General features: G+C 60.0%; 21 protein-coding genes. 12 read left to right on the top strand and 9 right to left on the bottom strand.

Features of this window, described 5'->3' with window-relative positions; translation table 11 throughout:
• The first annotated feature begins 102 nt into the window (after nt 1-102).
• Nucleotides 103-1,146, top strand: a complete 1,044-nt coding sequence (gene selD, locus A6013_RS01725) for a selenide, water dikinase SelD (protein WP_028012777.1) — start codon at nt 103-105, stop codon at nt 1,144-1,146.
• A gap of 4 nt (nt 1,147-1,150) precedes the next feature.
• Nucleotides 1,151-3,058, top strand: coding sequence for a DNA topoisomerase III (locus A6013_RS01720; RefSeq protein ID WP_045261603.1), 1,908 nt, complete (start codon nt 1,151-1,153; stop codon nt 3,056-3,058).
• A 59-nt stretch (nt 3,059-3,117) separates the two neighbouring features.
• Here A6013_RS01720 and gdhA read toward each other — a convergent pair whose 3' ends face one another.
• Complete coding sequence (gdhA, locus tag A6013_RS01715; protein WP_069732425.1) at nt 3,118-4,461, bottom strand: NADP-specific glutamate dehydrogenase; 1,344 nt, start codon at nt 4,459-4,461, stop codon at nt 3,118-3,120.
• A gap of 227 nt (nt 4,462-4,688) precedes the next feature.
• Here gdhA and A6013_RS01710 point away from each other — a divergent pair, with 227 nt between their 5' ends.
• The gene (locus A6013_RS01710) at nt 4,689-4,961 is read left to right on the top strand and encodes a YnjH family protein (RefSeq protein ID WP_028012780.1); all 273 of its coding nucleotides are present in this window, start codon (nt 4,689-4,691) and stop codon (nt 4,959-4,961) included.
• Here A6013_RS01710 and A6013_RS01705 read toward each other — a convergent pair.
• Nucleotides 4,921-5,337: a pyrimidine (deoxy)nucleoside triphosphate diphosphatase gene (locus A6013_RS01705; RefSeq protein ID WP_069732424.1), complete on the bottom strand. Its 417-nt coding sequence runs from the start codon at nt 5,335-5,337 to the stop codon at nt 4,921-4,923. The genes A6013_RS01710 and A6013_RS01705 overlap by 41 nt on opposite strands.
• Nucleotides 5,338-5,412: 75 nt before the next feature.
• Between A6013_RS01705 and A6013_RS01700 the strand changes: the two genes are divergently transcribed.
• Both A6013_RS01700 and A6013_RS01695 read left to right on the top strand, forming a co-directional pair.
• Nucleotides 5,413-5,982: a carboxymuconolactone decarboxylase family protein gene (locus A6013_RS01700; RefSeq protein ID WP_047368340.1), complete on the top strand. Its 570-nt coding sequence runs from the start codon at nt 5,413-5,415 to the stop codon at nt 5,980-5,982.
• Nucleotides 5,975-6,592 carry a CDP-alcohol phosphatidyltransferase family protein gene (locus tag A6013_RS01695; protein WP_069732423.1) on the top strand — a complete coding sequence of 206 codons (618 nt, stop codon included), beginning with the start codon at nt 5,975-5,977 and terminating at the stop codon, nt 6,590-6,592. Before A6013_RS01700 ends, A6013_RS01695 begins: the two co-directional genes overlap by 8 nt.
• On the opposite strand, the gene A6013_RS01690 is transcribed toward A6013_RS01695, so the two are convergent.
• From A6013_RS01690 to xthA, 6 genes are all read right to left on the bottom strand, one after another.
• Complete coding sequence (locus tag A6013_RS01690; RefSeq protein WP_069732422.1) at nt 6,589-7,896, bottom strand: sulfurtransferase; 1,308 nt, start codon at nt 7,894-7,896, stop codon at nt 6,589-6,591. The two genes, A6013_RS01695 and A6013_RS01690, sit on opposite strands and share 4 nt — an antisense overlap.
• A 73-nt stretch (nt 7,897-7,969) precedes the next feature.
• Nucleotides 7,970-8,590: an ATP-binding cassette domain-containing protein gene (locus A6013_RS01685; RefSeq protein WP_069732421.1), complete on the bottom strand. Its 621-nt coding sequence runs from the start codon at nt 8,588-8,590 to the stop codon at nt 7,970-7,972.
• Nucleotides 8,590-10,119 carry a thiamine ABC transporter permease gene (locus A6013_RS01680; protein ID WP_069732420.1) on the bottom strand — a complete coding sequence of 510 codons (1,530 nt, stop codon included), beginning with the start codon at nt 10,117-10,119 and terminating at the stop codon, nt 8,590-8,592. Before A6013_RS01680 ends, A6013_RS01685 begins: the two co-directional genes overlap by 1 nt.
• Nucleotides 10,092-11,252, bottom strand: a complete 1,161-nt coding sequence (locus A6013_RS01675; RefSeq protein WP_370738834.1) for an ABC transporter substrate-binding protein — start codon at nt 11,250-11,252, stop codon at nt 10,092-10,094. The genes A6013_RS01680 and A6013_RS01675 overlap by 28 nt, the downstream gene beginning before the upstream one ends.
• A 15-nt stretch (nt 11,253-11,267) precedes the next feature.
• Nucleotides 11,268-11,951, bottom strand: coding sequence for a TVP38/TMEM64 family protein (locus A6013_RS01670; RefSeq protein ID WP_028012788.1), 684 nt, complete (start codon nt 11,949-11,951; stop codon nt 11,268-11,270).
• A 6-nt stretch (nt 11,952-11,957) separates the two neighbouring features.
• Nucleotides 11,958-12,764 (bottom strand): exodeoxyribonuclease III, encoded by an 807-nt coding sequence (gene xthA / locus A6013_RS01665; protein ID WP_032644863.1) that lies wholly within the window; start codon nt 12,762-12,764, stop codon nt 11,958-11,960.
• A gap of 433 nt (nt 12,765-13,197) precedes the next feature.
• Here xthA and A6013_RS01660 point away from each other — a divergent pair, with 433 nt between their 5' ends.
• The 7 genes from A6013_RS01660 to ves all read left to right on the top strand — a co-directional run bounded on the left by A6013_RS01660 (nt 13,198) and on the right by ves (nt 20,908).
• Nucleotides 13,198-14,418 carry an aspartate aminotransferase family protein gene (locus tag A6013_RS01660; protein WP_028012790.1) on the top strand — a complete coding sequence of 407 codons (1,221 nt, stop codon included), beginning with the start codon at nt 13,198-13,200 and terminating at the stop codon, nt 14,416-14,418.
• Nucleotides 14,415-15,449, top strand: coding sequence for an arginine N-succinyltransferase (astA, locus tag A6013_RS01655; protein WP_041910463.1), 1,035 nt, complete (start codon nt 14,415-14,417; stop codon nt 15,447-15,449). Before A6013_RS01660 ends, astA begins: the two co-directional genes overlap by 4 nt.
• Nucleotides 15,446-16,933, top strand: a complete 1,488-nt coding sequence (gene astD, locus A6013_RS01650; protein ID WP_069732418.1) for a succinylglutamate-semialdehyde dehydrogenase — start codon at nt 15,446-15,448, stop codon at nt 16,931-16,933. Before astA ends, astD begins: the two co-directional genes overlap by 4 nt.
• Nucleotides 16,920-18,245: an N-succinylarginine dihydrolase gene (astB, locus tag A6013_RS01645; RefSeq protein WP_059356912.1), complete on the top strand. Its 1,326-nt coding sequence runs from the start codon at nt 16,920-16,922 to the stop codon at nt 18,243-18,245. The genes astD and astB overlap by 14 nt, the downstream gene beginning before the upstream one ends.
• Nucleotides 18,246-18,255: 10 nt before the next feature.
• On the top strand, nt 18,256-19,221 hold the full coding sequence (gene astE / locus A6013_RS01640; RefSeq protein ID WP_069732417.1) for a succinylglutamate desuccinylase: 966 nt from the start codon (nt 18,256-18,258) through the stop codon (nt 19,219-19,221).
• Nucleotides 19,222-19,558: 337 nt separating this feature from the next.
• Nucleotides 19,559-20,053, top strand: coding sequence for an ATP-independent periplasmic protein-refolding chaperone Spy (gene spy / locus A6013_RS01635; RefSeq protein WP_069732416.1), 495 nt, complete (start codon nt 19,559-19,561; stop codon nt 20,051-20,053).
• Between the two features lie 297 nt (nt 20,054-20,350).
• The gene (ves, locus tag A6013_RS01630; RefSeq protein WP_045261590.1) at nt 20,351-20,908 is read left to right on the top strand and encodes an environmental stress-induced protein Ves; all 558 of its coding nucleotides are present in this window, start codon (nt 20,351-20,353) and stop codon (nt 20,906-20,908) included.
• Here the strand turns inward: ves and cho are convergent.
• The gene (gene cho / locus A6013_RS01625) at nt 20,886-21,764 is read right to left on the bottom strand and encodes an excinuclease Cho (protein WP_069732623.1); all 879 of its coding nucleotides are present in this window, start codon (nt 21,762-21,764) and stop codon (nt 20,886-20,888) included. The genes ves and cho overlap by 23 nt on opposite strands.
• Nucleotides 21,765-21,878: the final 114 nt, after the last annotated feature.

The raw sequence follows: 21,878 nt of genomic DNA, 5'->3' as shown, positions 1-21,878 counted from the left end.
CTGTCTGGATTCTGAGCATCCGCCGCAGAATTCAGACAGTCATACTTACCTCTTTATGGAATGAGCGCTACCATAGCGCGATTGAGATGACAGGAGACGTCCATGAGCGAGCAAACCATTCGTTTAACGCAGTACAGCCACGGAGCCGGTTGCGGTTGTAAAATTTCCCCGAAAGTGCTGGAGACCATTCTGCACAGTGAACAGGCGAAGTTTGTCGACCCGAACCTGCTTGTCGGCAACGAAACGCGTGACGATGCGGCGGTTTATGACTTAGGTAACGGCACCAGCATTATCAGCACCACTGACTTCTTCATGCCGATTGTTGATAACCCGTTCGACTTCGGGCGCATCGCGGCCACCAACGCCATCAGCGATATCTTCGCCATGGGCGGTAAGCCGATCATGGCCATCGCCATTCTGGGCTGGCCGATCAACACCATTCCACCGGAAATCGCCCGCGAGGTGATTGATGGCGGGCGTTTCGCCTGCCAGCAGGCAGGGATTGCGCTGGCCGGCGGCCACTCGATTGATGCGCCAGAGCCGATCTTCGGTCTGGCCGTTACCGGCGTGGTGCCGACCGAGCGCGTGAAGCGCAACAGCACCGCGCAGGCGGGCTGCAAGCTGTTCCTCACCAAGCCGCTGGGCATTGGCGTGCTCACCACCGCTGAGAAAAAATCCCTGCTCAAACCGGAGCACAAAGGTCTGGCGACGGAAGTCATGTGCCAGATGAACCTCGCCGGCGCGGCGTTCGCCAATATCGACGGCGTAAAGGCGATGACCGACGTCACCGGTTTTGGCCTGCTGGGGCACCTCTCTGAAGTCTGTCAGGGCGCGGGCGTGCAGGCGCAGGTCTGGTATCAGGACGTGCCGAAGCTGCCTGGCGTGGAAGAGTACATTGCCCAGGGCGCGGTTCCGGGCGGTACCCAGCGCAACTTCGCCAGCTACGGGCACCTGATGGGCGAAATGCCTGAGGCGTGGCGCAACCTGCTGTGCGATCCACAAACCTCCGGCGGCCTGCTGCTGGCGGTGACGCCGGAATCCGAAGCCGAGGTTCAGGCAACCGCCGCCGAGTTTGGCATCACCCTGACGGCGATCGGCGAACTGGTGACCGCCCGCGGCGGCCGACCGATGATTGAGATCCGTTAATTCGATGCGGTTGTTTATTGCCGAAAAGCCGAGCCTGGCCCGTGCCATCGCCGACGTGTTGCCTAAACCGCATCGCAAAGGCGACGGCTTTATCGAATGCGGTAACGGGCAGGTGGTCACCTGGTGTATCGGCCACCTGCTTGAACAGGCGCAGCCGGACGTCTACGACAGCCGCTACGCCCGCTGGAACCTCAACGATCTGCCCATCGTGCCGGAAAAGTGGCGTCTTCAGCCTCGTCCGTCCGTCACCAAACAGCTTAACGTTATTAAGCGCTTCCTGCATGAGGCAACGGAGGTGGTCCACGCAGGTGACCCGGACAGAGAAGGGCAGCTGCTGGTGGACGAAGTGCTGGACTACTTGGAGCTGGCGCCGGAAAAGCGCCAGCAGGTGCAGCGCTGCCTGATCAACGACCTCAACCCGCAGGCCGTTGAGCGGGCGATCTCGCGCCTGCGTTCCAACAGCGAGTTTATTCCGCTGTGCGTCTCTGCTTTAGCGCGCGCCCGAGCGGACTGGCTGTACGGCATCAACATGACCCGCGCCTACACCATCCTCGGGCGTAACGCGGGCTATCAGGGCGTACTCTCCGTGGGCCGCGTGCAGACGCCGGTGCTGGGGCTGGTGGTGCGTCGCGACGAAGAGATCGAGAACTTCGTCGCCAAAGATTTCTTTGAAGTGAAAGCGCATATCGTCACGCCTAAAGACGAGCGCTTTACCGCCGTCTGGCAGCCGAGCGACGCTTGCGAGTCGTACCAGGATGAAGAGGGGCGTTTGCTGCATCGTCCGCTGGCGGAGCATGTGGTTAACCGTATTACCGGCCAGCCGGCCATCGTTACCAGCTATAACGATAAACGAGAATCAGAACCCGCGCCGCTGCCGTTCTCCCTTTCTGCTCTGCAGATTGAGGCCGCGAAGCGCTTTGGCCTCAGCGCGCAGAACGTGCTGGATATCTGCCAGAAACTCTACGAAACCCATAAGCTCATCACCTATCCACGTTCGGACAGCCGCTATCTGCCGGAAGAGCACTTTGCCGGACGCCATTCTGTGATGAATGCCATAGGCGTCCACGCGCCGGATCTGCTCCCGCAGTCCGTCGTTAACCCGGACACCCATAACCGCTGCTGGGACGACAAAAAGGTCGATGCCCACCACGCGATTATCCCGACGGCGCGCGCCAGCAGCGTCAATCTGACCGATAACGAAGCGAAGGTCTATAACCTGATCGCCCGTCAGTACCTGATGCAGTTCTGCCCGGACGCGGTGTTCCGCAAGTGTGTCATCGAGCTGGAAATTGCCAAAGGCAAGTTTATCGCTAAAGCGCGTTTCCTCGCGGAAGCGGGCTGGCGCACGCTCCTCGGTAACAAAGAGCGCGATGAGGAGAACGACGGCACGCCGCTGCCGGTGGTCGCTAAAGATGACGAACTGCTGTGCGAGAAGGGCGAAGTGGTTGAACGTCAGACCCAGCCGCCGCGCCACTTCACCGATGCGACGCTGCTGTCAGCCATGACCGGGATCGCCCGCTTTGTGCAGGATAAAGATCTGAAGAAGATCCTGCGCGCCACTGATGGACTGGGTACGGAAGCAACCCGCGCGGGGATCATCGAGCTGCTCTTTAAGCGAGGTTTTCTTGAGAAAAAGGGGCGCTACATCCACTCAACGGAACCGGGCCGGGCGCTCATACACTCCCTGCCGGAGCTGGCCGCAAGGCCGGACATGACCGCGCACTGGGAATCCGTGCTGACGCAAATCAGCGAAAAGCAGTGCCGCTATCAGGACTTTATGCAGCCGCTGGTGGGGACGCTTTACCAGCTGATCGATCAGGCGCGCAGCACGCCGGTGAAGCGGTTCAGAGGCATGGTTGCACCCGGTGGTGGCGCGAAGAAACCGTTCAAAAAGAAAAAGAGCGCGGCTTGATACGCCCGGTTTTCTCCCTCTCCCTGTGGGAGAGGGCACCCGGCCGCACGATATAAACCTTAAATCACACCCTGCCCAATCATCGCATCCGCCACCTTCACGAACCCGGCGATATTCGCCCCGCGCACGTAGTTGGTTTGCGATGCCTCGCCGCCGTACTCGACGCAGGCATGGTGAATATCCAGCATGATGTGGTGCAAACGGGAATCCACTTTCTCCGCCTTCCAGCCGAGCCGCGCCGCGTTTTGCGCCATCTCCAGGCCGGAGGTCGCCACGCCGCCCGCGTTCGCCGCCTTGCCTGGCGCAAACAGCACGCCCGCCTCCAGGAACAGATCCGTCGCCTCGATAGTGGTCGGCATATTCGCCCCTTCCGCTACCGCCTTCACGCCGTTGCTAATTAGCGTGCGCGCGGCGTCCGCGTCCAGTTCGTTTTGCGTGGCGCACGGCAGGGCGATATCCACCGGTACGCCCCACGGCTGTTTGCCTTCCAGATACGTCAGGCCAAACTCCGCGGCATAATCGGCAAGTCGGCCATCGCGGCTGGCTTTGATTTCGCACAGGCGCGCCAGCTTCTCCGCCGTAAAGCCCGCTTCGTCCACTACCGTGCCTTTAGAGTCGGAGGCCGTCACCACGCGGGCACCAAACTGCATCGCTTTTTCGATAGCGTACTGCGCCACGTTACCGGAGCCGGAGACCGCCACGCGCATCCCCTCGAAACCTAAGCCGTGACGCTTGAGCATTGCCTCGGTGAAGTAAACCAGGCCGTAGCCGGTCGCCTCCGGGCGGATCAGGCTGCCGCCAAACGATAATCCTTTGCCGGTAAAGACGCAGGCGCTGTTGTTGGAGAGCTTTTTCATCATCCCGGCCATAAAGCCCACTTCGCGGGCCCCCACGCCGATATCCCCCGCCGGTACGTCGGTGTCCGGGCCGAGGTGGCGGTAGAGCTCGGTCATTAGCGCCTGACAGAAACGCATCACTTCGCCTTCGCTTTTGCCTTTCGGGTCGAAATCGCTCCCGCCTTTACCGCCGCCCATTGGCAGGGTGGTGAGCGCGTTTTTAAACGTCTGTTCAAAGCCAAGGAATTTCAGAATCGACAGGTTCACGGAAGGGTGGAAGCGCATGCCGCCCTTAAACGGACCGATGGCGGAGTTAAACTGCACGCGCCAGGCGCGGTTGACCTGTACCTGGTTGCGGTCATCCACCCAGGTCACGCGGAACTGGATCACACGCTCGGGTTCAACCAGACGTTCCAGCAGCGACAGTTGACGATAGCGCGGGTTTTCTTCAAGGAACGGCCAGAGGGTAGTCATTACTTCACGAACGGCCTGAGCAAATTCGCTTTGATGCGGGTCGCGCTGCTGAACATAGGCAAGGAAACTTTCCAGAGAGCGTGTCTGATCCATAGATATAAGAACCTCTTATAGTCATTAATGTATGTTGCTTATGCGATTTGTGTTGTTTTTTTGACTATACCACCCGTACCGCTTTGTGAAGCAAGCAGAAATGTGGGCCGAAAGGGAAATTAATGACCCGGGCCGCGTCATAACAAAAAGCGATGGCGCGCTAAATTAAAGATTCTGTCCGATTTACCGTTATAGTCATTATCAGGACACAACAGGAAGAGAAGTCTATGAACCGTTACGTGATGGCCGCGTTATCATTGATGTTGACCGCAGGCGCTCAGGCTGACCGCATTCGCCCGGATGTAGAAGTGAACGTGCCGCCGGAGGTGTTTAGCTCCAGCGGCCAGCGCGCGCAGCCGTGTAACCAGTGCTGCATCTACCAGGATCAAAACTATTCTGAAGGGGCCGTCGTGAAGGCGGATGGCGTGCTGCTGCAGTGCCAGCGCGATGAACGTACCATCAGCACGAATCCGCTGGTCTGGCGTCGCGTAAAAGAATAAACGCCTCCAGCAGCGGAATATCCGCCGGAGCTAACTCATAACTGAAAGCCTCTTCCGGCGTACACCACTCCAGAGCGCTGTGGTAGTGCGCCGTTAACTCTCCGCTGAAGCGGGGTACGTGCCAGGCGTGCAGGTTGATTAACCGCTGTGATACCTCGCGCTGATGGCTAGCCACGTACTGCTCAGGCTGAGCCTCGATACCCAGCTCTTCACGCAGCTCGCGGATAAGCGCCTCAGGCTGGGTTTCTCCGGCCTCCACTTTGCCGCCAGCGAACTCCCACATTCCCGGCTGGTCGGCGTGAGCAGGGCGCTGTGCCAGTAAAATTTTGTCGTCTTTTTCGATGATGGCCGCAACGACATCGACTGTTTTTAGCATGGTCGTCAATACTTGATAGCGAAAAACGCCATATTATCGTGCCCTTTCAAAGAGTCCAGCCATCAGGAGAATCAGGTGAAAGAGACGTCCACCTGGGTAGAGCCCATCCCAACCCTTCCGGCGAGCGTAAAACCCATTGCCGCCATGCAGCAAAAACACTTCGGCGCCGTGCTGAACCCCACGCGCTGGTGGGGACGCATGCCGCGTCTGTTCTGGCTGGTCGCTTTGTTTGTGGGGTTTCTGGAGCGCAGAAAAGCGCGCCTGACGCCAGTGCTGCGCTCGCTGCTAATGACGCGCGTATCGCAGCTGTGCCACTGTGCGTTCTGCATTGACGCCAACAGCCTGCGCCTGGCCGAGCGCTGCGGCGCGCTGGATAAAGTCCAGGCCGTAAGCGGCTGGGCTGATTCTGACGTGTTCAGTGAACAGGAACGCGCGGCGCTGGCCTATGCGGAGGCGGTGACCGCCACGCCGCCCCGGGTGGATGAAGCAATCAAAACGGCGATGAAACGCCACTTTACGGATGATGCCATCACTGAAATAACGGCGCTCATTGCCTTTCAGAATCTCTCGGCCCGGTTTAATGCCGCGCTGGATATACCGGCACAAGGGCTGTGCGCCACGTTTAAAGGGAAGCCTGATGCTTGACCGTCACCTGCACCCGCGGGTAAAGCCCGCTCTGGACCGTCTGGTATCCGTGCTGGATAAGCCGGGCGTTACGCCCGACGGATTAACGCTTGCCGGGTTTGCCATCGGCCTGCTGGCGTTGCCGTTTCTGGCCCTCGGCTGGTATCCGGCGGCGCTGGCCGCCATCGTCCTGAACCGCCTGTTGGATGGTCTGGACGGCGCGCTGGCGCGTCGGAGAGGGCTGACGGATGCGGGAGGGTTTCTCGATATCGCCCTAGATTTTCTGTTCTATGCGCTGGTGCCGTTTGGCTTTGCGCTGGCTGCACCCGCAGAGAATGCGCTGGCGGCGGCCTGGCTGTTGTTTGCGTTTATCGGCACCGGCAGCAGTTTTCTCGGATTTGCCGCGCTGGCGGCGAAGCACGATATCGACAACCCCGGCTATGCGCATAAGTCGTTTTACTATATCGGCGGGTTAACGGAAGGGACGGAGACCATCGCGCTGTTCGTGCTGTGCTGCCTGTTTCCGGCACAGTTTACGCTGTTCGCGTGGATATTCGGCGCGCTGTGCTGGTTGACCACCACAACGCGCATCTGGAGCGGCTACGTGACGCTGAAGTCACTCACCCGTTAGAGAGCACTCTCTGGTCCGCGCTCTCCGGCGGTGACCGGGTTCTGCGGGTGGCTGCTCCATTCGTACCAGCCGCCGTCATAGACGGCGATATTTTTCCAGCCCATCGCCCGGGCGTACATAAAGGTTTCGGACGCCCGCCAGCCGGTGCCGCAGTAAAACGCGACCTGCTGTTCCGGCAGAATATTCCAGCGCTTCCACTGGGCGGCGATGTCGTCAGCGCTGCGCATGGTGCCATCCGGGTTATGGAAATCCTCCATGTGGGTGGCATCGCTGCCCGCATGGCCCCAGCGGGCGCCGGCAATTTCACCTTTTGGTTTGATGTAGCTGTAGCCGCTGGTTTCGCCGATAAACTCCGGCCACGAACGAATGCTGACCAGGGAGGCATCCTGACGGTGCAGCATGCTGCGCGCCTGTTCCATATCCACCATCAGCTGCGGCTGGCCGGGGATCGGCGCGCCAAAATCAGGGGCAGGAGCCACTTTGCCGGGCGTACCGCGCTCAACCGGCAGACCGGCATCTGACCACACCTTCCAGCCGCCATCGAGAAGGCGCACATCCTTCACGCCCGCGTAGAGCATGATCTGCGCCACGCGCGCGGCGGCATACACGTCGCGCCCGTACAGAATGACGGTGGTATCGTGACGGATCCCGTGCTTTGCCAGCATTGCTTTCAGCCTGTCGTCGGAGACTTTGTTCCACAGCGGCTCGCTTTCCACCTCGTTGGTGTCAATGTAGCCCGCGCCGGGAATGTGGTTAAGCAGGTAAAACTTCGGCGCGCCCCAGGCCGCTTCTATGACTTTCCATTCGCCCGCCGGCGCGGCGGTCACCGGTTTGCCCTGCTGAAGCCGGTGGATCCACTGCGGGTAAACCAGCTGTTCAAAGTGGGGCAGGCGCTGAAGGCGGTCGGGCGTCCGCAGAGCATCGCTGAGCAGCGAAACGTGGCGGTAACCAGCTTTCTCCAGACGGGCTTTCACCGCCTGGTTATCGTTCTCGTCGCCATACAGCGCGATGGACGTCGCAGGGGTAAGCTGATGCTGTTTTGCCCAAAGTGCAATCTGCTCGTCGCTCATGGCGCTAAGCCAGGCGGCTGCCAGGTTGAGCGCTGCGGGTTCGTGCCCTGAAGGACCGCTGAGGGTCTGCGGCCAGCCGTTATAGAAGGCGCTGGGGCGGGTGTCGATTGCCGCGCCGTGCTGCGCCTGAAGCTGAGACAGCGTCATCGCGTTGGCCATATCAGCAGCCTGAGAGGAAAAAGAGGCGAGGCCGCAGATCAGGGCCAGCGCGGTCAGTTGAGAAACACGTTTCATCGAATAACCTGACGTCAGTAAAAGAGGGGGGCATTGTCGTCTCTCCCGAAACGGAAAACATTGCGTTAGCACATTATTGCCAGTGAGAAATCTCCATCACCTTGCCGCCGGGCGGAATATCGTCCTCGTCATGGGTGACCAGCACCACCGGAATATTGCGCGCGCGGACGGCGTCAAATACCCATGCCCGGAACGTCGTGCGTAACGCTTTATCAAGGCGGCTGAACGGTTCGTCCAGCAGCAGCGCCTGCGGCTCTGCGAGCAGGGCGCGCAGCAGGCTCACCCGGGCGCGCTCTCCGCCGGAAAGGGTGGCCGGATCGCTGTCGTAATGACCGCCAAGCCCGGCGGAATCCAGCGCCTGCTTGACCGCTTCCCGCCGTGCGCGTCCCGCGATCCGCTCAGGCAAGGCCAGCAGCAAATTTTGCCCAACGCTGAAAGGGTCGAACAGCAGCGCGTCCTGAAAAAGAATCCCCAGACCGCGGGATTCGACGGGCAAACCGTCGCAGCGGCGTTCGCCGATCCACAGTTCGCCCCGCGCCTGAAAATCCTCTGACAACGCGCCGACCATCCAGGCAAAGAGGGTCGATTTGCCGCTGCCGGACGGCCCCATCAGGGTGACAATCTCCCCGCGGGGTACGCAAAAATTGACCTCGCGGAAAAGCGGTTCGATGGTGAGATCATTGACCTTGAGCATTAGCGTAATCCTTGACGGTAGCGGCCCGCGAGCCGGGATAACAGCGCAGCAAGACCGAATACGACGCTCGTGACCAGCAGTAATCCCAGGGCACGGTTAGCGAGAACCGGGATGCTGCCTCCGCTGCTGAGCGCGACGGTCTCGGTGGTCAGCGTGGCGAAACGTCCCGCGCCCAGCCACAGGGTCGGCATATATTGGGCCATGCTGACGGAAAAACCGGTGGCAAAGGCCAGCAGCGCAGGACGCACCAGCAGGGGACATTTCAGCAGGCAGAAAATTTTTGCCCGCCGCCAGCCGAGCGTTCTGGCGGTAAGGATAAGCCGGGGATCGATCCGCCGCCAGGCGGGCTGCAGCACCAGCAGCATCCACGGTAGCACCCACAGCAGATGGCTCCAGAGGACGGCGATAAAGCCTCCGTCGAGACCCAGATGCAAAGCAATCGCGTATTGCCCGGTGACGAGCGGCAGTGCCGGAAGGGCGAGCGGTAGCCACACCCACGCCGCGCCGCGCTGCGGCCCCCATTCCAGCCAGAGAAAAATGACGATCAGGGCGATAAGGCTCGAAAGCAGACCGAAAGAGAGGCTGGTTCCCACTGGACCTACGTCGTCCCGCTGCGCCAGCATCAACAGCACGGCGGCGCAAAGGAGGCCGCATGCGGGCAAAAAGCCGCTGAATGCGCGTTCAGGCAGGACGAGATGCAACCTGCGGCGCGTCCCGCTCAGGTCCGGAATCGCGCGACGCCAGACCTTCCACAGGCCGTACCCCAGAGCGGCAAGCGCGGCCAGCAAAAGAAGGAGCACCAGGCACAGCAGCGTCCCTTTCACCTGCTGCTGCGCGTCGCCCTGGCTCAGCCACTGCCAGGCCAGCACGGCCAGCGTGGGCGGGTTGCCGGGCCCGAGAACGATCGCTACGTCCACAACCGACAGCGACCACGCCAGCACCGCCAGCATCACCGCCCCGAGGACGGGCGCGATCGCCGGAAGGATCAGCCAGCTGAGCGTCTGAAAACGCCCGTAGCCAAAGGTTTGCAGGACGATCTTCTGCTGCGCGAGCCCTTTTTCCGGCAGCACGGCGTAAATGGCCCACAGCACGAATGCGCTCTCTTTGACCGCGAGCGTCAGGCCCAGCCCTACGCCGTAGCGGTCAAACGGCGGCGAAAAGACGGTACAAACCTGATAAAACAGTCCGCCCTCGGCAAACAGCAGTAGCGCGCTGGTGGCGAAGGCCACGTGGGGGATCGCCAGCAGCCACGGCAGGCGCGTGCTGAGGCGCCGCCAGCGGGTGCCGGGCCAGAAAAGAGCCACGAGGGAAAGGGCGATAAACAAGGCCCCCAGCGTAGCGATAAGCGTTGAGACCAGCGTAGCAACGGCTGCCTGCGGCAGCTGAGGATCGTTTAGCAGCCGCTGCCAGTTCGTCACGGAAAAGGCCGGCGCGAACAGCACGGTGCCAGCGGGCAGGATCGGCAGATAAATCACCGTCATCGCCAGCCAGACAAGCCAGCCTAACGGGTGCCGTAACGACGCAGCCATTCCTGCTCCAGCGCGTTCACCCACGCGGACTGCGGCTCCGGGAGCACCTTCGGCAGCCCCTGAGGCGTGTGGGCCTGTAGCTGTTTCGCTTCACCTTCGGGCAGCGTTTTCGCATCCAGCACGCTCGGATCTCCCCAAATGGCCGGATCGGCCTTGCGGATCTGCGCCTGCGGCGACAGCAGGAAATTGGCGACCACTTTCGCCCCCGCGCTCGCGCTGGCATTAGCCGGAATAGCGACAAAATGCACGTTGCCGAGCATCCCGCCCTGAAAACCAAAGCTGTAGCTGTCGGCAGGCAGTTCGCCGCTCGCCACTTTTTGCTGCGCATGCGCCGGGTTAAAGGTCAGCGACAGGTTCAGACTTCCGCTGGCGAGCAGGGCATCCATCCGGGCGGGTGAGGGAGGGAAGTCTTTTCCTTCACGCCACAGCAGCGGGTGCAGTTTATCGAGGTAGGACCAGAGCGGCGCCGTAACCTGGGCAAACGTATCATCAGGCGCTTTTTGTAACGCCTCGGGATGCGCCGAAAGCGTCAGCAGCAGCTGCTCAAGAAAGGCCGTTCCGGTAAAATCGGGTGGGCGAGGATAGCTCACCTTGCCCGGGTGCTGCTGCGCGTACGCCAGCAGCGCCTGCGGATCCTCCGGCGGCAATGGCATGCTGGCTTTGCGGGCGATAAAGGTCAGCTGCGCTCCGCCCCACGGCGATTCCGCCCCGTCGGTTGGAATCGCAAAATCTTCCGTAACGGGTTTACGGGTATCGACATAGCGCCAGTTGGGCAGACTCTGCGCCCACCCGGTTTGCAGCAGGTTCGCTTCTTTTAGCGTGCGGAAGTTCTCGCCGTTCACCCACAGGAGGTCGACCGAGCCGTTGGTCTTACGCCCTGCGGCGGCTTCCGTCTGAATACGTTTGACCGCATCGGCGGCATCCGCCAGCGGGACGATTTTTAGGGTGATGGCATAGTGCGTTTGCATCTCACCGCTGACCCACTCAAGGTAGCGGTTAACCGCCGGATCGCCGCCCCAGGCGTTAAACCAGACGGTCTGGCCTTTGGCCTGCTGTTGAATAGCTTGCCAGCCGTCGGCGGCATAGAGGGGGGCTGCCAGCAGCAGACCGGTCAGAAACGTGCAAAAACGCACACGGCGCATAATGCCTCACTTTTTATCAGCAGGGAGATAGCGGGAAAACAGCCGGCGCGTAACCAGCGGTAATAACCCCAGTAGTGTAAAGGCGAATACCACGCCCGGCGACAAAATATCGCGCAGCGATGCCACTTTTCCCAGTTCCCGCCCGGCGTTCAGAAAGATAACCGTCGCGGGCAGCATGGCGAGCTGGCTGACCCACCAGTAGCGCCGGACCGTGATGCGGGTCAGCCCCATCAGTAAATTCACCAGGAAAAACGGGAACAGCGGCATCAGGCGCAGGGCAAAAAGATAGCCCGCGCCGTCGCGCGCCATGCCCGCATTTACCGTAGCCATCTGTCGGGCAAACCGCCGCTGCACCCAGTCGCGCAGCAGGTAACGGCTGGCGAGCATCGCCAGCGTGGCCCCGAGCGTGGAGGCAAACGAAACCAGCACGGTGCCTTCCCACAGCGTAAATAACGCCCCGCCCAGCAGGGTCAGAACCGCCGCGCCGGGTATCGAGAGAGCGGAAACCGCCACGTAAAGCGCAAAGAAGATCAGCGCGCTACGCAGCGGCGCGTGGTCGACATGGGAGAGTAGCGTCTGCTGGTGGGTTTTAATTCCTGCCAGAGAAAGCGTGTCAGGCGGCAGAATGACAAATGTCATAAGAAATGCGCCCAGAAGGGCGCACAGGAAGAGTGTTTTTCGTATGTTCACGCGCGTTTACAGCTTGAATTTAGCCCATACCGGCGCGTGGTCCGACGGTTTTTCCATGCTGCGGATGTCGTAGTCGATCCCGGTTTCGATGCAGCGCTCCGCCAGCGGCGTACTCGCCAGCAGCAGATCGATACGCAGGCCGCGGTTGTCGTCAAAGCCCTTCGAGCGGTAGTCAAACCACGAGAAGCGATCCTGCGTTTCCGGGTTGGCATTGCGGAAGGTATCCACCAGGCCCCAGCCCAGCAGGCGCTCCATCCACTCACGCTCTTCCGGCAGGAAGGAGCATTTGCCGGTGCGCAGCCAGCGCTTGCGGTTCTCTTCGCCGATGCCGATATCCAGATCCGTTGGGCTGATGTTCATGTCGCCCATGATCAGCACCGGATTCTCTTTTTTCAGTTCGGTCGTCAGATAGTTCTGCAGATCCTGATAAAACTTCGCTTTGGCCGGGAATTTTGTCTCGTGATCGCGGCTCTCACCCTGCGGGAAATAGCCGTTAATGACCGTAATATTCCCGAGCGCGGAAGGCACTTCCGCCATGATGATGCGGCGCTGGGCTTCTTCACCGTCGCCGGGGAAGCCGCGGCGCACGGAAACCGGCGTGTCTTTGGTGAGCAGCGCGACGCCATAGTGACCTTTCTGACCGTGGTAAAAGACGTTGTAGCCGAGTTTCGCCACCTCTTCGAGGGGGAACATGTCGTCGTGAACCTTGGTCTCCTGCAGGCCGATCACATCTGGCTGATGTTGCTCAACAATGGCTTCTAGCTGATGAGGGCGGGCGCGCAGGCCGTTGATATTAAAAGAGACAAATTTCATAGTCGCTGCCAGTGCAAGGTGAATAGTGCATGGATGGTAGCAGAATTTGCGTCAACTGTTACCGGGTTCGACCAATAACTGCGACAGATATTGCCGGTGGTGCAATATTTGCACCATTCTGACGCGCTTCGCCCTCAAACAGGGCGTAAAGGGCCGATAAATTTCGCGAGCGATCACAATTCCAGAATTATATTTGGCCTGTGCATACTCTTTCTGATTTTCATGCGGCAAAGCGCCGCTTGTCGTAAAAATATTCACTTTTTATGCACTAACAGTGAATAACTCCATATTGTAACCTATTGATATTCTGTTACCTCACCCCGTTTATGCATTTTTATCGCTGGCTGGCACGAAGGCTGCAATCTACATTCACAGTGCAAACACTCAATTATTTAACATTCAAATAACTTTTTATTTACCGGATGAGGTCGCTATGTCTCTGTCAATTACGCGTGAAAATTTCGATGAATGGATGATGCCGGTTTACGCTCCGGCGGCTTTTATTCCGGTTCGTGGGGAAGGCTCACGCCTGTGGGATCAGCAGGGTAAAGAGTATATCGACTTTGCCGGGGGGATTGCGGTGAATGCGCTGGGTCATGCCCATCCGGCGCTGCGTCAGGCGCTGAATGACCAGGCGGCGAAGTTCTGGCATACCGGCAACGGCTTTACCAACGAACCCGCGCTGCGCCTGGCGAAAAAGCTGATTGACGCGACCTTCGCTGAAAAAGTCTTTTTCTGTAACTCCGGCGCGGAGGCCAACGAAGCGGCGCTGAAACTGGCGCGCAAATATGCCCACGACAAGTTTGGGACGCACAAGAGCGGGATTGTGGCGTTTAAAAATGCCTTCCACGGGCGCACGCTCTTTACCGTGAGCGCGGGCGGCCAGCCTTCTTATTCGCAGGATTTCGCTCCGCTGCCGCCGGATATTCGCCACGGCATTTATAACGATCTGCAGTCCGCCAGCGAGCTGATTAACGACACCACCTGCGCGGTGATTGTCGAACCGATGCAGGGCGAGGGTGGCGTACTTCCGGCGCAAAAGGCATTCCTGCAGGGGCTGCGCGAGCTGTGCGACCGTCACGACGCGGTCCTGATTTTCGACGAAGTGCAGACCGGCGTGGGCCGCACCGGCGAGCTGTATGCCTACATGCACTACGGCGTGACGCCGGACGTTCTCTCTACCGCCAAAGCGCTGGGCGGCGGCTTCCCGATTGGCGCGACGCTGACCACTGATAAATTCGCCAGCGTGATGACCGTGGGCACCCACGGCACCACCTACGGCGGCAACCCGCTGGCAACCGCCGTCGCCGGACAGGTTCTCGACATCATTAACACCCCTGAGGTGCTGAAGGGCGTTAAGCAGCGTCACGAGTGGTTCGTTGAGCGCCTGAACGCCATTAACGGCAAGCTTGGCCTGTTTAAAGAAATTCGCGGCCTGGGGCTGTTGATCGGCTGCGAGCTCACGGCTGAGTTTGCCGGAAAAGCGAAGCTTATTTCACAGGAAGCGGCAAAAGCGGGCGTGATGGTGCTGATTGCCGGTGCCAACGTGGTGCGTTTTGCCCCTGCGCTGATCGTCAGCGAGGAAGAGGTGCAAACCGGTCTGGATCGTTTTGCGCTGGCGTGTGAGAAGGTGAAATCCGGGGTGTCATCATGATGGTCATCCGTCCCGTTGAGCGCGGCGATATTGCCGGGCTTATGCAGCTTGCCGGTAAGACGGGAGGCGGGCTGACCTCGCTTCCTGCCGATGAAAAAACGCTGTCGGCGCGCATTGAGCGCGCCCTGCAAACCTGGCAGGGGACGTTGCCAAAAAGCGAACAGGGTTACGTGTTCGTGCTGGAAGACACCGAAACGGGGAGCGTGGCCGGGATCTGCGCCATTGAAGTGGCCGTCGGGCTTAACGACCCGTGGTACAACTACCGCGTCGGCACGATGGTTCACGCCTCGAAAGAGCTAAACGTCTATAACGCGCTGCCCACGCTGTTTCTCTGCAATGACCACACGGGCGCCAGCGAGCTCTGTACGCTGTTCCTCGACCCGGCGTGGCGCAAAGAGGGCAACGGCTATCTGCTCTCCAAATCGCGCTTTATGTTTATGGCCGCTTTTCGCGATCGCTTTAACGAAAAAGTGGTGGCAGAGATGCGCGGCGTGATCGACGACAAAGGCTACTCGCCCTTCTGGGAGAGCCTGGGCGAGCGCTTCTTCTCGATGGAGTTCAGCCGGGCGGACTATCTCTGCGGCACCGGCCAGAAAGCGTTTATCGCGGAGCTGATGCCTAAACATCCTATCTATACCCATTTCTTAACACCGGAAGCGCAGGCGGTAATTGGCGAAGTGCATCCGCAAACCGCGCCTGCCCGCGCGGTGCTGGAGAAAGAGGGCTTCCGCTACCGTAACTATGTCGACATCTTTGACGGCGGGCCAACGCTTGAGTGCGATATCGACCGCGTGCGCGCCATCCGCAAAAGCCGCCTGGTTGAGGTATCCGAAGGCCAGCCCGCGCCGGGTGACTGGCCGGCATGCCTGGTAGCGAACGAAAATTACGCCAACTTCCGCGCCATGCTGGTGCGGACCAACCCGAAATGTGAACGTCTGGTGCTGACGGCTGCAGAGCTGGATGCCCTGAAATGTAACGCCGGCGATACGGTTCGCCTGGTGCGTCTCTGCCCTGAGGAGAAAACAGCATGACATTATGGATTAACGGTGACTGGGTAACGGGCGAAGGCGAACAGCGCGTAAAAACCAATCCAGTAGGAAAAGAGGTGCTGTGGAAGGGAAATGACGCCAGCGCCGCGCAGGTCGAGCAGGCCTGCCGTTCCGCACGACACGCGTTTCCCGCGTGGGCAAAACGGCCATTCGCCGAGCGGCAGGCGCTTATTGAAAAATTTGGCGGACTGCTGGAGGCCAACAAGGCCGAGCTGACGCGCATCATCGCGTCCGAAACCAGCAAACCGCGCTGGGAAGCGGCGACCGAAGTGACGGCGATGATCAATAAAATCGCTATTTCGATTAAGGCGTACCACACCCGCACCGGCGAGCAGCATACTGAGATGCCGGACGGCGCGGCCACGCTGCGCCACCGTCCGCACGGCGTGCTGGCGGTGTTTGGCCCGTATAACTTCCCTGGGCATCTGCCGAATGGTCACATTGTGCCCGCGCTGCTGGCGGGCAATACCGTCATCTTCAAACCGAGCGAGCTTACGCCGTTAACCGGCGAGGCGGTGGTGAAGCTGTGGGAGCAGGCCGGGCTGCCGCCGGGCGTGCTGAACCTCGTGCAGGGCGGGAGGGAAACCGGTCAGGCGCTGAGCGCGCTGAGCGATATCGACGGCCTGCTGTTTACCGGCAGCGCCGGAACGGGCTATCAGCTGCACCGCCAGCTGGCGGGGCAGCCGGAGAAAATTCTGGCGCTGGAGATGGGCGGCAACAACCCGCTGATTGTCGAAGATCCCGACGATATCGATGCCGCGGTGCACCTGACGATCCAGTCCGCCTTTATTACCGCCGGACAGCGCTGCACCTGCGCCCGCCGCCTGCTGGTCAAGCGCGGCGCGCAGGGGGATGCCTTCCTGAAGCGTCTGGTAGAGGTGAGCGCGCGGCTGGTGCCTGCCGCGTGGGATGCCGATCCGCAGCCGTTTATCGGCGGGCTGATCTCCGAACAGGCCGCGCTGAACGTGCTCAACGCCTGGCAGGACCACGTTGCACGCGGGGCGAAAACCCTGCTCGAGCCGAAGCAAGTTCAGCCGGGTACCTCGCTGCTGACGCCGGGCATCGTTGAGATGAGCGGTGCGAGCAGCGTGCCGGATGAAGAGGTGTTTGGCCCGCTGCTGTGCGTCTGGCGTTACGACGATTTTGATGCGGCCATTGCGATGGCGAATAACACCCGCTACGGCCTGTCGAGCGGGCTGATATCGCCGCATCGCGAGAAGTTTGAACAACTGCTGCTGGAAGCGCGTGCCGGGATCGTGAACTGGAATAAACCGCTGACCGGGGCGGCGAGCACCGCGCCGTTCGGCGGCGTGGGCGCCTCGGGCAACCATCGCGCCAGCGCCTGGTATGCCGCCGATTACTGCGCGTGGCCGATGGCGAGTCTGGAAACCCCGGCGCTGACGCTGCCGGAGACGCTTAACCCGGGGCTTGATTTTACGAAGGGAGAAGGCCATGAAAGCGCGTGAAGTCAACTTTGACGGGCTGGTGGGGCTGACGCACCACTATGCCGGTCTCTCCTTTGGTAATGAAGCCTCGACGAAGCACCGCTTTCAGGTCTCCAACCCGAAGCTGGCGGCGAAGCAGGGGCTGCTAAAAATGAAGGCGCTGGCGGATGCCGGCTTCCCGCAGGCGGTGATCCCGCCGCAGGAACGCCCTAACGTGGCGGTGCTGCGCCAGCTAGGATTTAGTGGTACGGACGAGCAGGTCGTCGAAAAAGCGGGTACGCAGACGCCGCATTTGCTCTCTGCGGCAAGCTCTGCCTCTTCAATGTGGGTGGCAAACGCGGCCACCGTCGCGCCGTCAGCCGATACGCTGGATGGTAAAGTCCATCTGACGGTGGCGAACCTGAATAATAAGTTTCATCGCGCCACCGAAGCGGACACCACCGAGCGCGTGCTGCGCGCTATTTTCAAGCATGACGCCCATTTTGAGATCCATCAGGCCCTGCCGCAGGTGGCGATGTTTGGCGACGAAGGCGCGGCCAACCATAACCGGCTGGGTGGCGATTACGGCGATCCCGCCGTGCAGCTGTTTATCTACGGGCGGGAAGAGGGCGGCCACGCCGCGCCAACCCGTTATCCAGCGCGTCAGACGCTCGCGGCCAGCCAGGCGGTTGCGCGCCTGAACCAGGTCAATCCTTCCCAGGTGATTTTTGCCCAGCAGAACCCGCACGTGATCGACCAGGGCGTGTTCCATAACGACGTGATTGCCGTGTCCAACCGCCAGGTGCTGTTCTGCCATGAGCAGGCCTTTGCCCATCAGGATAAGCTGCTCGCCACGCTGCACGAACGCGTGCCCGGCTTTATGCCGATCCAGGTGCCAACGCAGGCGGTCAGCGTGCAGGACGCGGTCGAAACCTATCTGTTCAACAGCCAGCTGCTGAGCCGCGATGACGGCAGCATGATGCTGGTGCTGCCGCAGGAGTCCCGGGATCATCGGGGTGTGTGGCGCTACCTCACCGAACTGGTGAAGGCCGATAACCCGATTGACGAGCTGCGCGTGTTTGACCTGCGCGAAAGCATGGCTAACGGCGGTGGTCCCGCCTGTCTGCGCCTGCGGGTCGTGTTAACGCCAAATGAAATACAGGCCGTTAACCCGGCAGTCATGATGAATGAGACGCTCTTTAACACCCTGAACAACTGGGTGGACCGCTACTATCGCGACCGGCTAACGCAGGCCGATCTGGTTGACCCGCAGCTGCTGCGCGAAGGGCGCGAGGCGCTGGACGCATTATCGTCAATCCTGCAGCTGGGCTCGGTTTACCCGTTCCAGCGCTAAAGGAGTGGATATGGAAAATTTACTGGCGCTGACCCTGGCCGATGAAACGCCGGACCAGAGTGAGGGGGAGGGCCCCTCATTCCGCTGGCGGTGGCTGGGGCGCGGGGTGCTTGAGCTGACACCGAAGGCCAGCAGCGCGTTATCGCTGCTGCTTTCCACGGGGATCCACGGGAATGAAACCGCACCCGTTGAGATCGTCGATGGGCTGCTGCGCGCGCTGTATCGCGGCGAGATCGCCCTTGCGTGCCGCGTGCTGGTGGCGCTTGGCAATCCGCCTGCGCTGGCGCAAAACAAACGGTACCTGGTTAGCGACATTAACCGCATGTTCGGCGGTCGCTGGTCGCAGTTTCCGCAGAGTGACGAAACGGCGCGCGCGCAGTGGCTGGAGAACGTCGTGACGACGTTTTTTGCCGCGGCGGGACCGGCGTGCTGGCATCTGGATCTGCATACGGCGATCCGCGCCTCTTACCATGTCAGATTCGGCGTTCTGCCGCAGCGCAATCAGCCGTGGGATGAAGCGTTTTTGAGCTGGCTGGGGGATGCCGGGCTGGAGGCGCTGGTGTTTCATCAGTCGCCGGGCGGGACCTTTACTCACTTCACTTGCGAACGGTTTGGCGCGCTGTCCTGTACGCTGGAGCTGGGAAAAGCGCTACCGTTCGGACAGAACGATCTCAAGCGCTTTGCGCCAACGGAGCTCGCGCTTCGGGCGCTGCTCGGTGGGACGGCTACCGAGCACGCACATCAGCCCGTTGAGCGGTACCGGGTCGTACAGCAGATCACCCGCCGCAGCGAGGCTTTCCAGCTTCACATGGCCGCGCACACCCTGAACTTCACGCCGTTTCGCAAAGGGGCTCTGCTGGCGGAAGATGGCGAAGAGCGTTACGAGGTGCAGAAAACCACCGAATATGTGCTGTTCCCCAACCCCTCCGTAGCGTTTGGCCTGCGGGCCGGTCTGATGCTGGAAAAACTCACCTGAACCTTTCCCCTCTCACCATCCGGGAGGGGAAGTAAATATGTTTTCTTAGCGATTAAAGCGCTCTGATTTCTTTTACGGAATATTCCTGGCGAATTGCTTTATTATTCACCGTCACTTCGTTATACTTCTGCTAAATAGCTTTAAAATCATCGTATTGAATATTTCTTGTTGCAACTCTCCACGCTTTATCCTTATTTCCTCCACATTTGGCGAAAAATTGTTTTTTACACTTTCATTGTTTTACCGTTGCTCTGATTAATTGACGATAAACCCCGTAAAGTTAATCTCGTCAACACGGCATAGCGCCGAAGAATAACTGAAAGAAAGGAAATAAATTATGCGTAAGTTTACTGCACTGTTTGTTGCTTCTACCCTGGCTCTGGGCGCTACCAGCATGGCGTTCGCCGCAGATACCGCAACCACCACCGCCGCGCCAGCTGAAGGCAAAATGATGATGCATCATAAAGGCAAGCCGGGTATGCACCACGAGATGATGATGTTCAAAGATTTGAACCTGACGGACGCGCAGAAGCAGCAGATCCGCGACATCATGAAAAGCCAGCGTGACCAGATGAAGCGTCCTCCGCTGGAAGAGCGCCGCGCAATGCATGACATCATTGCCAGCGACAGCTTCGATAAGGCGAAAGCCGAAGCGCAGATCGACAAAATGGCCGAGCAGCACAAAGCCCGCATGCTGGCCCACATGGAAACCCAGAACAAGATCTACAACATTCTGACCTCGGAACAGAAAAAACAGTTTAATGCCAATTTTGAGAAGCGTCTGACAGAACGTCCGGCGATGGAAGGTAAAATGCCAGCACCAACCGAATAATCGGTTCACTCTCTTAAGACCGCCGGGATCCTGTCCACAAAAGCGAAATCGCTGTGGACAGGACCGGCGGTTTTTCTATTCTGCCCTCTTGCCTGCCGCCGCCAGCGCGGTATTCTCCTGTAGTCGCTTCAGAGAATGTCTGTAGAGTCATGGCGTTAGCATTTTTATTAACGTTCCGCTAAGGCCTGCCCGCTCTGCTGCCGATACTGTGTCTGTGAATACCTAACGATAACAAACAAGACTGCAGGGGTAGCGATATCCTTGCCCTGGCACGGGTTGTGCCATTCAGGAGTGGTGATGGAGTTCTTTGATATTCGTAAGATGCCGGTCAGCCTCTGGCGCAATGGTGCCGGCGAAACGCGAGAAATTTGCTGTATCCCTCCCGCGACGCGCGATTTTTTCTGGCGTGCCAGTATCGCGACCATCGCCAGCAACGGCGAATTCTCCTCGTTTCCCGGTGTCGACCGGGTCATTACCCTGCTGGAAGGCGGGGAGGTGACGCTGGATGCCGGTCAGGCGTTCTGCCATACCCTTAAACAGCATCAGCCTTACAGTTTTGCTGGCGATTTGCCGGTGAAGGCGCTGCTTTCCGATGGCAGGATGGCGATGGATTTCAACATCATGACCCGGCGCGATTGCTGTCAGGCGAAGGTGCGGGTTGCCGATCGTACTTTTACCACCTTTGGCTCGCGCGGGGGCGTGGTGTTTGTATTAAGCGGTGCGTGGCAGCTGGGTGATAAATTGCTCACGGCCGATCAGGGCGCCAGCTGGCAGGAGGGGACCCATACTCTGCGTCTGCTGGAGTCTCAGGGCACCCTGCTGTTCAGTGAAATTAATTGGCTGCCGGGTCACTGAGTGCGATGATCTCGAACTTGCCCGCTAATACGGGCTTGCAGAGGATTTTGTAGCCGTCGTGGTCGAATCCCGCGGGGGTGCGCAGCAGGGTTGCCGCGTCGCTTAAATCATCGACAGCCCCCAGCCAGAGCCAGTTATTGACGATGTGATACTGCGTCATGGTTTCACCCACTTCTTTTAGCGCAACGGCGCCGTCCCACGGCCAGCAGTTGACGCTGATCCCGGCCATTCCCGCGAGGAGCCGGGCGTGATGCGCCTCAACGCTCTCTTTTCCGCAGCAGGCGCCCGCGCAGCGCTTCAGAGCGGAGCGGAAACAGGCGCGGCCCCGCGTGGTGCCCTCTAGCCCTAAAAGGCTATAGCAAAGCTGCAGCTCGTCCGCGAGCGCCTGCAGAGACTGCAGGGCGGCACGCTTGTTTGCGAACAGCCCGAAGAGATTCGGGGCGTGGGAGAAATCGACCTCGCGGGCGTAGACGACCTGCGGCTTGCCGTCGGCGATCTGCAGGGAGCAGAGCTGGCGGTTGCGCCGCAGGCGCTTATTGAAGAGCGGCTGCTGCTCTTTTATCAGCCGGGCTTCCAGCAACAGCGCGCCCATTTCTCCCGCCGTCTGGAACCAGGTAATGCGTCGCGACTGGCGCAGCATGGCGGCCTCGTCCGGGGTGCGCAGGTGGGATAACACCCGGCTGCGAATGTTAACGCTTTTGCCGATGTAGAGCGGCAGGGTCTCGCTTTCACCGTGAAAGATGTACACACCCGGCTGTTTGGGCAGCGCCTCAAGCCAGGGGCGAAGATGTTCGGGATATTCATAGATAGCCGCCGCTTCAAACTCAAGACGCGGGGCTGATTGACGCCTGCTCACATACTGCTCCATATACTGTTCAGGTATACAGTGTAGCAGGTGTGCTGTGGTTAAAAAAGAGCCGGGTGGCGGCTACGCCTCACCCGGCCATGACGTGCGGCCTGATGCCCTCAC

The organism is Enterobacter sp. IF2SW-B1 (assembly GCF_001743375.1).
GTDB lineage: Bacteria > Pseudomonadota > Gammaproteobacteria > Enterobacterales > Enterobacteriaceae > Enterobacter > Enterobacter bugandensis.
Note: the sequence above shows the minus strand (reverse complement) of the source record. Positions and strands in the feature narration are given on the sequence as shown.